The 14908-nt window shown below is 66.6% G+C and carries 17 protein-coding genes; 7 read left to right on the top strand and 10 right to left on the bottom strand.

The genetic code is table 11. The features are described from left to right. Positions 1-51 precede the first annotated feature (51 nt). From AC5P9W_RS08105 to AC5P9W_RS08090, 4 genes are all read right to left on the bottom strand, one after another. Positions 52-804, bottom strand: a complete 753-nt coding sequence (locus AC5P9W_RS08105) for a hypothetical protein (RefSeq protein ID WP_111104335.1) — start codon at positions 802-804, stop codon at positions 52-54. 150 nt (positions 805-954) lie between these two features. Next, positions 955-2070, bottom strand: coding sequence for a cyclopropane fatty acyl phospholipid synthase (gene cfa / locus AC5P9W_RS08100; protein WP_021203018.1), 1116 nt, complete (start codon positions 2068-2070; stop codon positions 955-957). A gap of 19 nt (positions 2071-2089) precedes the next feature. Beyond that, the gene (locus AC5P9W_RS08095; protein ID WP_031269985.1) at positions 2090-2971 is read right to left on the bottom strand and encodes a DUF3298 and DUF4163 domain-containing protein; all 882 of its coding nucleotides are present in this window, start codon (positions 2969-2971) and stop codon (positions 2090-2092) included. Between the two features lie 37 nt (positions 2972-3008). Then, positions 3009-3311 carry a GNAT family N-acetyltransferase gene (locus AC5P9W_RS08090; protein WP_005417588.1) on the bottom strand — a complete coding sequence of 101 codons (303 nt, stop codon included), beginning with the start codon at positions 3309-3311 and terminating at the stop codon, positions 3009-3011. A 208-nt stretch (positions 3312-3519) separates the two neighbouring features. Between AC5P9W_RS08090 and AC5P9W_RS08085 the strand changes: the two genes are divergently transcribed. Next, positions 3520-3681 (top strand): hypothetical protein, encoded by a 162-nt coding sequence (locus AC5P9W_RS08085; protein ID WP_180883853.1) that lies wholly within the window; start codon positions 3520-3522, stop codon positions 3679-3681. 48 nt (positions 3682-3729) lie between these two features. Here the strand turns inward: AC5P9W_RS08085 and AC5P9W_RS08080 are convergent, their stop codons facing one another. Together AC5P9W_RS08080 and AC5P9W_RS08075 are read right to left on the bottom strand one after the other, a co-directional pair. Beyond that, the gene (locus AC5P9W_RS08080; protein WP_197575738.1) at positions 3730-4353 is read right to left on the bottom strand and encodes a rhomboid family intramembrane serine protease; all 624 of its coding nucleotides are present in this window, start codon (positions 4351-4353) and stop codon (positions 3730-3732) included. A gap of 7 nt (positions 4354-4360) precedes the next feature. Further along, positions 4361-5926, bottom strand: a complete 1566-nt coding sequence (locus tag AC5P9W_RS08075; protein WP_019660445.1) for a POT-type proton-dependent oligopeptide transporter — start codon at positions 5924-5926, stop codon at positions 4361-4363. A gap of 163 nt (positions 5927-6089) precedes the next feature. On the opposite strand from AC5P9W_RS08075, the gene AC5P9W_RS08070 reads away from it, so the two are divergent. Next, on the top strand, positions 6090-6938 hold the full coding sequence (locus AC5P9W_RS08070) for an endonuclease/exonuclease/phosphatase family protein (protein WP_021203014.1): 849 nt from the start codon (positions 6090-6092) through the stop codon (positions 6936-6938). A gap of 131 nt (positions 6939-7069) precedes the next feature. Here AC5P9W_RS08070 and AC5P9W_RS08065 read toward each other — a convergent pair whose 3' ends face one another. After that, complete coding sequence (locus AC5P9W_RS08065; protein ID WP_005410310.1) at positions 7070-7681, bottom strand: superoxide dismutase; 612 nt, start codon at positions 7679-7681, stop codon at positions 7070-7072. Positions 7682-7902: 221 nt separating this feature from the next. Between AC5P9W_RS08065 and AC5P9W_RS08060 the strand changes: the two genes are divergently transcribed. Next, positions 7903-8355 carry a guanyl-specific ribonuclease gene (locus tag AC5P9W_RS08060; RefSeq protein WP_021203013.1) on the top strand — a complete coding sequence of 151 codons (453 nt, stop codon included), beginning with the start codon at positions 7903-7905 and terminating at the stop codon, positions 8353-8355. Next, positions 8355-8768 carry a barstar family protein gene (locus AC5P9W_RS08055; RefSeq protein WP_495219031.1) on the top strand — a complete coding sequence of 138 codons (414 nt, stop codon included), beginning with the start codon at positions 8355-8357 and terminating at the stop codon, positions 8766-8768. The genes AC5P9W_RS08060 and AC5P9W_RS08055 overlap by 1 nt, the downstream gene beginning before the upstream one ends. A gap of 102 nt (positions 8769-8870) precedes the next feature. Here the strand turns inward: AC5P9W_RS08055 and AC5P9W_RS08050 are convergent, their stop codons facing one another. Continuing rightward, positions 8871-10637, bottom strand: coding sequence for a hypothetical protein (locus tag AC5P9W_RS08050; protein WP_495219029.1), 1767 nt, complete (start codon positions 10635-10637; stop codon positions 8871-8873). Between the two features lie 10 nt (positions 10638-10647). Beyond that, entirely contained in the window at positions 10648-11247 is a 600-nt protein-coding gene (locus tag AC5P9W_RS08045) for an NfuA family Fe-S biogenesis protein (protein ID WP_021203010.1), read from the bottom strand. 90 nt (positions 11248-11337) lie between these two features. Here AC5P9W_RS08045 and AC5P9W_RS08040 point away from each other — a divergent pair, with 90 nt between their 5' ends. From AC5P9W_RS08040 to zupT, 3 genes are all read left to right on the top strand, one after another. After that, complete coding sequence (locus AC5P9W_RS08040; RefSeq protein WP_021203009.1) at positions 11338-11688, top strand: 4a-hydroxytetrahydrobiopterin dehydratase; 351 nt, start codon at positions 11338-11340, stop codon at positions 11686-11688. Next, complete coding sequence (locus AC5P9W_RS08035; RefSeq protein WP_010486743.1) at positions 11685-12101, top strand: energy transducer TonB; 417 nt, start codon at positions 11685-11687, stop codon at positions 12099-12101. The genes AC5P9W_RS08040 and AC5P9W_RS08035 overlap by 4 nt, the downstream gene beginning before the upstream one ends. 98 nt (positions 12102-12199) lie before the next feature. Further along, positions 12200-13009, top strand: a complete 810-nt coding sequence (zupT, locus tag AC5P9W_RS08030) for a zinc transporter ZupT (protein ID WP_010486740.1) — start codon at positions 12200-12202, stop codon at positions 13007-13009. A gap of 546 nt (positions 13010-13555) precedes the next feature. Here zupT and AC5P9W_RS08025 read toward each other — a convergent pair. Then, on the bottom strand, positions 13556-14530 hold the full coding sequence (locus AC5P9W_RS08025) for an RluA family pseudouridine synthase (RefSeq protein WP_031269982.1): 975 nt from the start codon (positions 14528-14530) through the stop codon (positions 13556-13558). Positions 14531-14908: the final 378 nt, after the last annotated feature.

Genomic DNA, 14908 nt, shown 5'->3' with positions numbered 1-14908 from the left:
TAGCGTGAAACGAAAACCGCCCGGGAGACCGGGCGGTTTTTTTCGTTGAGGTCATCGCCGGAACAATCGTTCCCACCATCGTTTCTGCGTGTTTGCCGCCGGAGCCGTATCCGTATCCAGGGTTTCCGGCACGAACTGCGCCAGCTCCGCCGCGACGGCCTCTGCGTACAGCAACGCGCCATCGGGGGCGCAGTTGAGCAGATTGCTCATGCTGGTCGATGCGTTGAAGTCCATCGGATTCGGCTCGACCACCTCGCTTGCTTCCAGCAATCCGCATCCATTGCCGATGGCATCATCGACAACGCTCCAGAACACGGCCAGTCGACCATCGGAGAACAGCTCGTGCAGACGCGCGCGCAGGTCATTGTCCCCGGCGTAGTCCGCGCGCATCTGCTTCAGCCGGTCATGCGTGATGAACACACCACCACCGTAGTTTTCGCGCAGGTGGTTGCCTGCAGCGGCGTCCGCCCACTGTGGCGGCACCAGTTGCCGCCAGTCCGCGAAATAGCGGGCAACCACCGGATCGTCGATGAAGAACGAAAGGGCGCTCCCGCGAAGATAGTGATACCGGCGCAGGTGACCGGCCACGATCGCCAGGTACAAAGCATGCCCCTTCTCGAAGGGCACGTCTGCGCTGATCGAGCGAGCCTCGTCGATGCGTTCCTGCAGCTGCTCCATGTAGAACGGCTCGATCCGGAATTGCTGCTGCAGCGGCTCAACCAGCGTCGCGTCCTCCAGCGCACGGAAATAGAGGCCACGGATTTCCGAGTCCGCGACTGGATGGTAGGTGATGTCCCAACCCATGCTGCAACGCCTTCAGGAATGCGGTAATCCCGCCGACCCAACAGCTTAGCGTCGACGACGCCCACGCGCGGAGCAGACCGTGTAACACACGGATTTGGCGTCAATGAGTGTCGTATCAGGCCTGATCTATCCCTCTCTCCCGACGCAACACTACCGTGGCGCCACGTACCCGCCCGGCACGCCTTCCGGCGACAGCACCAGCTGCCACAACTGCGCATGGCGGCAGCGGAAGGTGGCCATCGACCCGGCCAGGTAGAAGCGCCACATGCGGCGGAAGTGCTCGTCATAGCGCGCATCCAGCCGTGGCCACGCCGCTTCCACGTTGCGCCGCCAGGCCTGCAGGGTCAGGTCGTAGTCGGTGCCGAAGTTGTGCCAGTCTTCCAGCACGAAACGGCCTTCGAACGCCCGGGTGATCTGCGCCGCCGACGGCAGCATCGAGTTGGGAAAGATGTAGCGCGCGATCCACGGATCGGTGCGATGCCGGGAGATGTTGGTGCCGATGGTGTGCAACAGCAGCAGGCCGCGCGGCGACAGGCAACGCTTGGCCACCTCGAAGAAGCCCGCGTAGTTCTTGTCACCGACGTGCTCGAACATGCCGATCGAGAAAATCGCATCGAACGGTTCGTCCAGCTCGCGGTAGTCCTGCAATCGGATCTCGATCGGCAGGCCCGCGCACAGGTTCCGCGCGAACTCGGCCTGCTCCTGCGAAATCGTCACGCCGACGCCACTCACACCGTAGCGCTCAGCGGCGAACTTCAGCGCTTCGCCCCAACCGCAGCCAATGTCCAGCACGCGCTGGCCCGGGCGCAGGCCCAGCTTGCGGCAGACCAGGTCGAGCTTGGCTTCCTGTGCGGCGTCGAGATCATCGGCGTTGCGCCAATAGCCGCAGCTGTAGACCAGGCGCTGGCCCAGCATGGCCTGGTAGAGATCGTTGCCCAGGTCGTAATGACGGCGCCCGACCTCGTAGCTGCCCTGCCCCGCCTGCAGGTTGAACAGGCGCGCCTTCAGCGCATCGGCCACTTCGCGCCAGCCGTGCACCCGTTCATCCAGGTGCGCCTGCATCAGGTGGGCGAGGAATTCATCCAGGACGTTCGCATCCCACCAGCCGTCCATGTAGCTCTCGCCCAGGCCGAGCGAGCCTTGGCCCATGACCCGCGCGAAGAAGCGCGGGTCATGCACCTGGATGTCCTGTGGCTGGGTACCGCCGATGCGGACCCCGGCTTCGTGGAGCAGGTCGGCGACCCGCTCCTGCAACCCTGTATCCACGTCACCTCCTCGACTGCGGTCAACCGCGTGCGAACAGCTCCACGTAGTCCTTGGCCACGTGCGGCAACAGCACCGCCGCCGGTACATCGGCGGTCTGGGTGCCGTCCGAGTATGGACCCACCTGGTACGGCGGGAAAACAAAGCGCAGCGCGGTGATCTGCCCCTTGTCGTCGGTCAGTGGCTGGAACTGGCTGAAATTGTCGGCCTGCGGGCCAGTACCGTCGGCGATCATGCGCGATGCATTGCGCAGCGATTCCTGCAGTTGGGCCGGGTCCATGTCCTCGCCGCTGAGCCGTGTGGCCACGCGTTCGCGCAGCTGGTCGGCGACGAAATCGCTGATCGCCTTCCAGCCCTTGGCATCGGTCACCAGCTTTTCGGCACTGAGCATCTGCTGCTGCTGCGGCAGCCATACGAAGCGCGCCACCAGCGGTTCGCCGTGGGCGCCACCGGTGTAGCGGCTGCCATCAGCACTGACCACCACCAGCTGCGGGGTTTCCAGCAGTTTCTCGAAACTCAGCGACAGCTCGTAGGGCATGGTCGGCTTGTCGTTGCCGAGCCCGTCCAACGCCTGTTGCAGGTCACTGCGCGCACTCGTCGCATAGTTCTGCAGCGCACGGGCCAACCCCGGATAACGGTCGATGCCGGCCGGGTAGCTGATGCCCACCACTTCGCGCTCGTTGTTCTCGATCACGTCGCGCAGGTCCAGCGGCGCTTCCGTGGCCGGCGTTTCGACTGCGGCGGTGGCCTCGACGGCGGGAGCCGCCTCAGCCGCCGGTGCCGGCTCGCTTTCACGCTGGCAACCGGCCAGCAACAGCACGCCCACCACGCCGGCCAGCACGCTGCCGTGCAATGGCCGGTTGTTTCCAATCTTCATCGGGATCCCCTGTTCATGTTTGTACATCATCGCCTGCCATGGCTGAAGCGTGGCCCGCTGGCACTCAGCCAACGAGCAGGTCGTGGTACTCCTCGTGCCGCTGCAGGAAAGCCTCGGCGTAGGAACATGCCGGCACCACCTTGTACTTCTGCTCGCGGGCGAAACGCAGTGCCACGCGGGTCAGCTCACCGGCGATGCCACGGCCGGCGATCGGCTCGGGCACCTCGGTGTGGGTGATCACCATGCGCTTGCGCTTGATCTGGTAGTCCAGCACCGCCAGCTGTCCTCGCACACGGGCGGTGAAGCGGTGGTTGGCCAGGTCGTGTTCGACCTCGTAGGCCAGACCGGGGGGCGTGACCGAAGCCATGGAACTGTCTCCTGCGGCGACTGCGTGGATGGTGCGCAGCCGGGCGCCATGATCGCGTGAAGCCTGAACAGGGGCAAGTCCAGTCCATTCACGTCAGTTTTCGCCCTCAAGCTGGAGGCGGGCCGGCCGCTATCGCCTATGGAGGGGTACGGCCAGGCTGGCACGACCCTTGCGACCGTTGACCATGCGCACCACCGTGGAGGCTCCCATGCACGCCAGCAATTCCCATTCCGATACCGACCGCGCCCTGCTGGAGGGCCTGCTGCAACTGGCGGTGGAAGGGCAGACCGAGGATCAGGATTTCCAGCGCATCGGCGAGGAAGTATTCGCCCGCCTGCTGGATACCTACGGCCACACGACCCAGGCCTGAAACCGGATACGCCAGGGTCGGATCCGCAGGATCCGACCCTGGCACGCTTCAGCCGCCCAGGCGGAAGGTCGGGTTGGAAAGCTCGCGCAGGAAGTGGGTGAAGATGCTCGGCTGCATGGCCAGCATGAAGATCACGCCGAACGCCGCGCCCGCCAGGTGGGCGCTGTGGTTGATGCGGTCACCGCCGCGCTTGTCCATCCAGATGCTGTAGCCGACGTAGAACGCGGCATAGACAATGGCCGGTGCCGGGATGAAGAACACCAGGATGATCGACCACGGCTTGATCAGGATGAAGGCGAACAGCACCGCCGACACCGCCCCGGACGCACCCAGGCTGAGGTAGTTCGGGTTCTTCTGGTTCTTCAGGTAGCTGGGCAGGATCGAGACCAGCAGCGCACCGATGTAGAACGCCGGGTAGGTCAGGTAGCTGCCGGTCAGCTGCACCATCACGCTCTCGATGAATCCCCCGAAGAAGAACAGGGTGATCATGTTGAAGATCAGGTGCGACCAGTCGGCATGGATGAAGCCATAGGTCACCAGCCGGTCGTACTGGCGGTGACGGTCGATGGCCGGCGGCCACAGGATCAGGCGGTCGGCCAGCGTGCGGTTGTTGAACGCCATCCACGACAGGATGGCGGTGATGGCGATCAACAGCAGATTGACGGGGGTCATGTCAGGCTCAGGCGCTACGGTAGTTGTCGACCATACGATAGCGTTTCGCGTACCAACCGAAGGCCAACGCCGCGACGAAGGCGAAACCGGCGAAGAAGAACATCAGGAATGCCGCCTCGCTCAAGCCCGTACTGGCGATCTTGTGGGTCACCGCATCGTTGCGCACAGCAGCGTTGGACAGCAGCACCCACAGGTTGCCGATGGTGGTGGTCAGGTTCCAGAAGCTCATCACCACGCCCTTCATCGCCTGCGGCGCCTGGCTGTAGGCGAACTCCAGGCCGGTGGCCGAGACCAGCACCTCACCGAAGGTCAGCAATGCATACGGCAGGATCTGCCAGAAGATCGACAAAGCGTTGCCGCCGTCCATCACCACCTGGATGCCGCCGACCACGATCCAGGCCAGGCCACTGAAGGCGATGCCGGCGGTCATGCGGCGCAGCGCGGTCGGCTCCAAGCCGAAGCGGCGCAGGGCCGGGTACAGCACCAGGTTGTTGAACGGAATCAGGATCATCACCAGCAGGGGGTTCAGCGCCTGCATCTGCGAGGCGCTGAACCAGCTCGGCATCTGCATCTGCTGGCCCTGCAGGACCCAGGTCGAGGCCTTCTGGTCGAACAGCGAGAAGAACGGCGTGGTCAGCGCGAAGATCACCAGCACGCGCAGCACCGAGCGCACGCCTTCCACGGCTTCGGCTGGATGCTGGCCACGGGCCCGGTCCAGCTGCAACCAGGTGCCGCCACCGATGCCGGCGAGAATGGCCACCAGCGCCAGGCACAGGCAGATCACGATGCCCAGCGAACCGACCAGGCCGAACGACGCCGCTGCCAGCACCAGGCCGAGCACGGCGATCACCAGGCCCGGGCGGCCCTGGCCGGCCGCGCGTGCGGTCAGCGCAGTGCGCACCACGTTGGCGAACGAGTGCGGGTCCTTCGGTGGCAGTGGCACCAGCACGTAACGCTTGCGGCCCAGCCAGAACACGAAGGTGGCGATGAACATCAGGATGCCCGGGATGCCGAACGCCCACTGCGGGCCCCAGTTCTTCAGCGCCAGCGGGATCAGCAGCGAGGCGAACAGCGAGCCGAAGTTGATGATCCAGTAGAAGGCGTCGAAGACGATCTTGGCCAGGTGCTTGTTGCTCTGGTCGAACTGGTCGCCCATGAAGGAGGCCACCAGCGGCTTGATGCCACCGGCACCCAGGGCGATCAGGCCCAGGCCGAGGAAGAAGCCCTCGCGGCTGTTCTCGAACAGGGCAAGGCACAGATGACCGGCGCAGTAGACCAGGCTGAACCAGAGGATGGTGTGGTACTTGCCGAAGAACCTGTCGGCCAGCCAACCTCCGAGCAGCGGGAAGAAATACACGCCGATCATGAAGCTGTGCATGATGTCCTTGGCTTCACCGGCACGGCCTTCGGCTGTGATTTCCTGCAACAGCAGCGAGGTGATCAGGAACTGCACCAGGATGTTGCGCATCCCGTAGAAACTGAACCGCTCGCAGGCCTCATTGCCGATGATGTACGGGATCTGGCGCGGCATCTTTCCCTGGCCGGCGATGGGGGCAACTGCGTCGTGGCTCATCCTGTAAGGCATTCCTGCAAAGCGAAAGGCGCAAGGTTACCGGAACCGGGCCTTGCGAAGCACGCTGCAGGGCTGCATGACAACGGTGCCCATCCATGGCAGGCAACCGCGCTCCGTGCCGGAAGTCACGGCACCTGCACGACAAAAGCGTAAACTTATCGTTATGCGCCCCCTCCCCCCCGCCCGTCTCCTGCTCAGTTGCCTGATGCTGCTGATGGCGTTGCAGGCACAGGCGCGGCCGCAGGCACCGGCCACGGCGGCCAGCGAAAGCGGCTCTCGCCAGCTGACGGTGGCCGCGCTGGAGCTGCCCAGCCACGATGATGCGCAATGGAAGTTGCGCCGCGAGCAGGTCGCGCAGTTGCTGACCGACCTGCAGCCGGACGTGATCTCGGTGCAGCAGGTGCTGCAGCAGCAGGGCCGCAACCCGGCCTGCTGGCTGGCCAGCCGGCTGCGTTACAGCTGCGACTTCGTTACCGCCGATCCACCCAGCCAGACATTGCGGCATGGCAACGCGATGCTGACCCGGCTGCCGGTCAGCGAGGACGGCGTAACCCTGCTGCATCCTCCCGGCACCTTCAGCGCGGCCGGCATGATGCGGCTGAAGCTGGGCGAGGCGCTGGTCAACATCTATGTGGCACGGCTCCGCCCCGACCCGGACGAGGCCGCCGCACGCCAGCACCAGACCAGCGACCTGATGACCTGGATTGGTGCCACCGCCGAGGGCATGCCCAGCCTGATCGCCGGCGACTTCTCGGCCAACACGATGGAACTGGTGCGCAGCACGCCGGGCTTCCAGCCGGCGCGGCGCAATCCCGGCGGCCGAGCCGAGGCGCCTGCGGCCAGTGGCGGGGGCAGCACTGGCCATGGTCTGGATGTGCTCTTCCAGGTCAAGCATTTCGACGGCATCCGCCAGCAGCCGATCCTGCTGCCGGCCGACGGCGACCTGCCCGGCCTGCGCCTGGGCGTGATGGCCACGTTGCGCCTGCAAGGCAATACGGCCACCGCCGAATAGGGAGTACCGGCCGCTGGCCGGCTCCCCGGGGATCACACGATTGCCGACCAGCGGCCGGCACTACCGAATGATTGCTGCAACAGAAAAGGCCGGGTTTTCCCCGGCCTTCTCCGTTCATCCCATCACCGCGATCAGGCGATCGCTTCCTGGTAACGGCGCTCGACTTCGTTCCAGTCGATGACGTTGAAGAACGCGCCGATGTATTCCGGGCGACGGTTCTGGTACTTCAGGTAGTACGCGTGCTCCCACACGTCCAGGCCGAGGATGGGGGTGTTGCCTTCCATCAGCGGGCTGTCCTGGTTGCCGGTGCTTTCGACCACCACCTTCTTGTCCGGGGTCACGCTCAGCCACGCCCAGCCGCTGCCGAAACGGGTCAGCGCCGCCTTGGTGAAGGCGTCCTTGAACTTGTCGAAGCCGCCCAGGTCCTTGTCGATGGCCTTGGCCACGTCGCCCACCGGGTTGCCGCCAGCATTGGGAGCCATCACGGTCCAGAACAGCGAGTGGTTGGCATGGCCACCACCGTTGTTGCGCACCGGACCCTGCAGGTTCTCCGGCAGCGACTTGAGCTTCTTCACCAGTTCTTCGACCGGCAGGTCAGCGTACTCGGTGCCTTCCAGCGCCGCGTTGACGTTGTTGATGTAGGTCTGGTGATGCTTGGTGTGATGGATTTCCATCGTCGCCGCATCGATATGCGGTTCCAGCGCGTCGTAGGCGTAGGACAGCTTGGGCAGGGTATAGGCCATGGTGCATCTCCTGATTGCGAGGGCACCCGACGTTGTCGGGCGGTGCGCGGTGAATGATGGGGACAGAACGGCAGATTACCAAGGGGGATGTAAAGGAAATTGCGTCCCGCCGGTGAGCACGACGGCAATTGTTACGCGGCGGTGACGCAGCCCCCTCCTCATGCGCCGTGCAGCGCGCAGGCGCTACAGTGCGAGCACCACCCTCGCCCGCTCCCTTGCCCATGCGCAACCCCCGGCTGCTGATCACCGCCATCGCCCTGCTGCTGCTCGGCCTGGTAGTCAACCATTTCATGCAGCGCCCGCCGGCGCCGCAGTTCGCGCCGGACCTGCAGGGTGCGCCTGCCGCGCGCGCACCGGCCACGGCCACGCCCGGCAAGGGCAACGGTCTGCCCGCCTTCCTGCCCGCCGAAGCCCGGCAGACGATCGCGCTGATCCAGCGCGGCGGGCCGTTCCCGCACCGCCAGGATGGCAGCACGTTCGGCAACCGCGAACAGCAGTTGCCGCAGCGTCCGCGCGGCTACTACCGCGAATACACCGTGGACACCCCCGGAGCGCGCACCCGTGGCACGCGCCGCATCGTCACCGGCGGCGATCCGCCGGAGGCGTGGTACTACACCGACGACCATTACGAATCATTCCGCAGCTTCACCGTACCGGCCCAGGGAGCGCAGTGATGAGCCATGACGATTTCGGCCTCGGCCTGCACGACATCAACAATGCCGGTGTCTACACCATCGACAGCGACGACATCGGCGCCCTGGCCGCCGCAATGCGCGATGCCGGGCTGAAGGTGATCCGCATCGATCTGGAAGGGGTGGCCGACAAGCGCCCCCTGCTCGCACGGCTGGCCGCGCAGCTGGATTTTCCGGCCGGTTTCGGCGGCAACTGGGATGCGCTGTCGGACAATCTACGCGACCTGCAATGGCTGCCAGCCAACGGCTATGCACTGTTCCTGTGCGACGTGGACGCGCTGCGCGCCACCGCGCAGAAGGACTTCGACACCCTGCTGGACGTGATGGACGAGACCAGCCGCGACTGGCTTGGCCGCGACGTCCCGTTCTGGGTGTTCCTGTCGCAGAGCGCGTAAGGTCACTGCCGTGGTGGATGCCGACCTTGGTAGGCGCTTCTGTGCCAACCAAGATTGACACCTACCCAAGCGAGCCTGCCAGGGCGTGGCGCGCTCCCTAGCCTACCGGCTCCCGTTATCTTCCTGCAGTTCTTTCTTGAACGGAATGTCCGGCGGTGGCCGCGCCACGGCCGGCTGGTCCTGCATGTTCGGATTGGTAAGGCCACAGCCACCACCGGCCTGCAGGATCGAGATCACGCAGGAAATCTTCGTATTGGTACCCGGCAACGGAATCTCCATTGCCTTTATTCCCTTGCGCACCCACTCGGCCAGCAGCGATTCCTGCGGGACCCAGTATTTGTCGAATGACGTGGGCGTGTAGTCGTAAGGCGGTCGCTTCAACCAGGTGCCCGATTGCGCGATGCGTTCCTTGCTCCAGCCATCGTTGGCACCACCGGGCGCACCGCGCTCGGCACGTCCATCGCCTTCCTGGCCCGGCACGCGGACGCTGCCATCGGCGTTGAACAGGCCACTGCCCTTGCCGGTGGCGCTGGCCTGGCGGGCGCCCTTGTCGGCGCCGTCCTGTTTGCGGCTCGACGCCCCCCAGTCATCGCCCTTGGCGGGCGTGGCCCAGTTGCCCGGATCGGGGGCCGGGCGCGCTCCAGCCTGGGCCGGTTTCGTGCTGGAGGCGGACGGCCGTGGCGTGCTGCTTTCGGCCTGGCGCGCACTGCCACTGGCCGCAGGCGCGGCCGTTGTCGCTGGCGCGCTGCCGCTGGACGTTGAAGGCGCCGCCGCGGGTGCCGACGCAACTTCGCGCTCGCGCACCTGCAGGTCACGGCCTGCCGGCGCTCGCACGGTCGGCTCGCGCCCGGCCACAGCAGCCATCCGCACCTGCGGATCGACCACGGCCTGCACCTCGCGCTCGCGCACCTGCACATCGCGCTGCGGCACACGGACCTGTACATCGGCCGTGCGCAGCGGCTGCGATATCGCCGGTGCATCGACCGTACTGATTTCACGCTCCTGCACCGGGATGTCACGCAGCTGCGGCGTCCGCACCGCGATCTCCGGCGCTCGCAGTGCGGCCGGGGCCGGCGGCACCTGCACCGGCTGCACACTGCGCTCGCGCACCGTGGGCGTGGTGTCACGCGGCACGATGCTGACCTCGGTACGCGGCACGCTCACCGGCGGCACCACGAAATCCGCACTGGCCTCGGCTACTTCGGTGGCCTGCACCGGAGACGGCGGCGGTGCCGCGACCGGCGCCGGCTCGGATTCGGTGGGCGGCGGCGGCACGCTGGCCACTGCAGCCGGAGCGGGTGCGGACGCAGCTGCCGACGCGGACGCCGGACGCGGCTCAGGCGCCGTTGCGGCCCCTGCGTTCTGGCCAGCTGCAACCTGGCCCGGCGGTGCAGCGGCCGCCGCTTCCGCACCTGGCTGATCGCCGCCGCCTTCCTGGGTAGCGCGACCGACGAACTCCACCTGCAAGCGCTCGCCTTCGGCGCCCTCCGCTTCCGGTGCCGTGGTGCGGATCACCGCCACCCACAGCAGCAGCATGAAGAACAGCAGATGCAGCAGCGCGCTGGCCAAGGCCGAGACCCAACGCATCCAGCGCTGGTCGCGCGGCGCGGCGTCCCAGTCCTGCCAGAACAAGCGGCGCAGCGCCTGCCACGGCGACAGCTGCGTCGATTGACCGGGTGGCCCCGGCAACGGTCGGGGCAGCAATACCGCGATCACGTCGCGCGCGTGGTACGGCCGCGGCAGCGGCCCCAGCGAGCGCAGCCACAGCGCCCAGCCATAAGGCAGGCGCGTGGTCTTCTCGAGGACGGCGCGGGGCTGCTGGCGCGCCAGCAGTAGATCGATGAGTTGCTCGGCCCGGGTCAGAGGCACGCGTCAGCGATCAGGCGACGTTGTCGCGCGGGATGTACGGCGCGTGGCCGCTGTCGTGGTCGGTCGCGTCGCGCACGGCGGTCACGCCCGGCACGCGGCCCATCAGGGTCTTTTCGATGCCCTGCTTCAGTGTCACATCGGCCATGCCACAGCCCTGGCAGCCACCGCCGAAGCGCAGCAGTACCACGCCGTCGGCCGAGACTTCCTGCACGGCCACCTTGCCGCCATGCGAGGCCAGCTGCGGATTGACTTCGTTCTCCACCACCCAGTGCACGCGCTCGACCAGCGAGGCCGCATCACCGGGCGCTTCACCCTTGATGCGTGGCGCCTTGATGGTCAGCTGCTGGGTGCCGGCGGTACCGGCGACGATGTCGATCTCGGCCCCGTCCAGCCAGCCGACGCTGCCGGCATCGACGTACAGGGTGAATCCTTCGCAGTCCACCGCCCACTCATCGCCGAGCAGGTCGGTCGGTTCGGCGAACTCCAGCCGGGCGTCGGCGCGCGGGGTACCGGGGTCGACCGCGCTCAGGCGCACGCCCATGCCGGGCACGCCCTCGCGTTCGATCAGCTTGCGGAAGTGGGTCTGGGCAGTGTCGGAGATCTGGATCATCAGGCTATTCTAGCCAAGTACGCGTCAGCCGCTCATTCGGTTTATACACCGTCCGGCGCATTGTTCAGTCAACACGAGGTGGAGATTCCCATGGCCGACCTGATTCCACTGGCCCAGGCCCGTTGCGTGCCGCGCAAAGGCAGCGACCACAAGCTTGGCGAGGCCCGCCTGGCCGAACTGCTGCCGCAGGTTCCCGGCTGGGAGCTGAGCGAGGGCGGGCAGGCCCTGACGCGCACCTTCCGCTTCAAGGATTACTACGCCACCATGGCCTTCGTGAACGCGCTGGCCTGGATTGCCCACCGCGAGGACCACCATCCGGACTTGGGCGTGCACTACGACCGCGCTGTGGTGCGCTTTTCCACCCACGATGTGGGCGGCCTGAGCGAGAACGACTTCATCTGCGCGGCAAAGACTTCGGCCCTGACGGAGCAACTGCCATGAACGTACGTTTGCTGAGCCTGTCCCTGATCGCTGCGACCGGCTTGGCCGGCTGTGGCCCGTCCGAACCACCGGCACCACCACCGCCGCCGCCGACCGAAGTGGCCGCGGTGAAGACGCCGCCGCCGCAGTACCCGCTTGAGCTGGCCTGCATGGGCGTGGGCGGCACCAGCACCTTCAAGGTGACCATCGGCGCCGACGGCAAACCGAGCGAGGTCGCGCTGTTGACCGGGGCCGGCAACCCGCAACTGGACGAACTGGCCAGGACCGCCGTGCAGGGCTGGCAGTTCAAGGCCGCCACCCGCAACGGTGCTGCAGTGCCGGCCACCATCCAGGTACCGGTCAGCTTCAACCCGCCGCAGCCGAAGCCGGACCAGTGCTTCGCCATCGAAGAACGCCTGCGCCGCGGCGGCTGATCGCCCGCGCCCCGACGAGGCCAGCCGACGCCCGCCTCGCCCTCGCCGCCCCGGCCTTGTCCGGGGCGGTTGTCTATTGACCAGGACCGCGTCGGTACATGCTGCAGATTCCTCCCGAAAACATCTGGATCGCACTGGCGGTCACTCTTGCGGCCGGCCTCGCCACCGCCATCGGCAGCCTGCTGGTGCTGTTCTCGCGCCGCCCCAATCCGCGCCTGCTGGCGTTCGGCCTGGCCTTCGCCGGCGGCGCGATGGTCTATGTGTCGCTGTCGGAGATCCTCAACAAGTCCATTGCTTCCTTCGCACTGGCCTATGGAGAGCGTACCGGTTTCACCTACGGCACCCTGGCCTTCCTGCTGGGCGTGATCGTCATCGTGCTGATCGATCACTTCATTCCGAATCCGCACGACAGCCTGGACAAGCAGGACCCCGCGTTCCGCGAGAACAGCCGCGAGTACCTGAAGCGGGTCGCACTGCTGACCTCGGTCGCGATCACCGCGCACAATTTCCCGGAAGGGCTGGCGACCTTCTTCGCCACGCTGGAAAGCCCATCGGTGGGCATGCCACTGGCCTTCGCCATCGCCATCCACAACATTCCCGAGGGCATCGCGATCGCGGTGCCGGTGTACTTCGCCACCCAGAACAAGTTCTATGCGTTCAGTGCCAGCCTGCTGTCCGGCCTGGCCGAACCGGTGGGCGCGGCGCTGGGCTACTGGCTGCTGTCAGGATCGTTGTCGCACGCCACGTTTGGCTGGGTGTTCGGACTGATCGCCGGCGTGATGGTGTTCCTGGCGCTGGATGAGCTGCTGCCGGCGGCCAAGCGCTATGCCAAGGGCCACGAGACGGTTTACGGACTGGTGGCCGGCATGGGCACCCTGGCGATCAGCCTGGTGCTGTTCAAGTGGTGAGGGGTTCCCGGCCAACGGGCTGAGCCCCCTCGCGGCTGGCGGAGCGACATTCCGGGTTGGGCCGGCCGAGGTGGGTTTGCGGGGGACGCCGTAAACCCATCCTTGGGGGCTTGGGCGCGCCATCCATGGCGCTTACACCACCGCAAACCCACCTCGCCCGGCCTCTGACAGGCTATAGGCGTGCCAGCCGCGCGATGAAAGAATGAAAAAGCGAAGCCCGCGCTGCGCGCGTGAGTCGAGCGTGGCTCGACTCTACAAGGGCTGCGTGCGGGTATGGGTCTACGCTGCGGCTGTCAGGTCCGCCTTGTCGCGAGCCGAGCACCGCAGGTCCGGCGAGGGCGAAGAGGCGCGGGTGTCTGAGCGCAGCGAGTTCCGCGCCGCCCCTCGGCGGACCGAGGAGCGCAGGGTACCGGCGCGCAGCGCCGGCTCGCGGATGGCGGCGTGTTTCTTTGGTTACTTTCTTTGCACGAGCAAAGAAAGTGACGAGCCCACTCATCGCAGGGAAGCGACGGCGCCGACCAAGCACCCGGCGCCGCCGAACCGCCGTCAGCGCAGGCGGTCCAGCGCCTCAACCAGCTCATCCGCCAGCGGCGCGTTCAGCACGTATGGGCTCTTGCCGTCATCCAGCGCGAACTCCAGCGAAGCCGCGTGCAGAAACAGGCGCTTCAGCCCGATCTGCTCACGAAGCCGCTTGTTCACCGCCGGATCGCCGTACTTGTCGTCACCGGCCACCGGGTGGCCCAGATGCTGGGCGTGCACGCGGATCTGATGGGTGCGGCCAGTCTCGATGCGCACCTCGCAGTACGAATGGCCGCCGCGGCGCTCCAGCACCCGGAAGTGGCTGATCGATTCCTTGCCGATCGCGTTGACCTGCACATGGCGCTCGCCGCCCTGGCGCAGGCCCACGTGCAGCGGCGCGTCCACCGTCATCACGCCATCGGGCATGCGCCCGGCCAGCAGGGTCAGGTAGCGCTTGCGGATGCCAGCGCCATGGTCTTCACGCAGCAGGGCCTGCAGTTCACTCAGCGCCGAGCGCTTCTTGGCCACGATCAGCAGGCCGGAGGTGTCGCGATCCAGCCGATGGACCAGCTCCAGGGTCTGCCCCGGGCGCAGCGCGCGCAGGGTCTCGATCGCCCCGAAGCTGATGCCGCTGCCGCCATGACTGGCCACGCCAGAGGGCTTGTTCAGGGCCAGCAGGCGGGCATCCTCGAACACGATGGCCTGCTCCAGGCGGCGCATGAACGCCTCAGGTGGACCGGCCTTGTCTCCCTCCTCGCTGAGACGCACGGGTGGTACACGCACCTCATCGCCCGCCTCCAGCTTGCGCTCGGCCTTGGCGCGACCGCCGTTGACCCGCACCTGGCCACTGCGCACCAGCTTGTAGACCAGGCTGCGCGGGGCCCCCTTCAGCTGGCCGAGCAGGAAGTTGTCCAGGCGCTGGCCGGCACGGTCGGCGGGAACGGTGATCATGCGCACGGAAGGCTTGTCGCCTGCGGGCTTGGTGGGGTCTTGGGCGGTCATCAGGCTGTTTATTCTGTTACACTCGGGGGGCGAGATAAGGGATTGATTTCGTTGGAAGTTACTCAGGGCCAGAAGCCCAGCTTCCGACGAATCCGGCACAGTGCGCGACCACCGCCCGCGGGGCGGCCATGTTAGCGGCTCACCGGCCTTCCCGGCCATCGCCGGATGCCTGACACGCAACCGTGCTGAACATGTCCCGCGTGGCGCTCCAGCCTGGCTGACAGCTGCCTGCGGCCCTGCAACACCCAAAACCCATAAGAGTGAAGCGCTCCCGCGGCCTGCCGTGGTGTCGTAGCGCTGGAAACCCAAGCCGCCCTCCCCGCGCTTGCGCGAATGGGCGGCGAGCCGTGTCCAGAGGCGAAACCCCATGGCGTTCCG

The organism is Stenotrophomonas sp. YJH_SMC_33, from assembly GCF_059372295.1.
The sequence above is the reverse complement of the archived record's forward strand: the minus strand, read 5'-3'. Positions and strand labels throughout refer to the sequence as shown.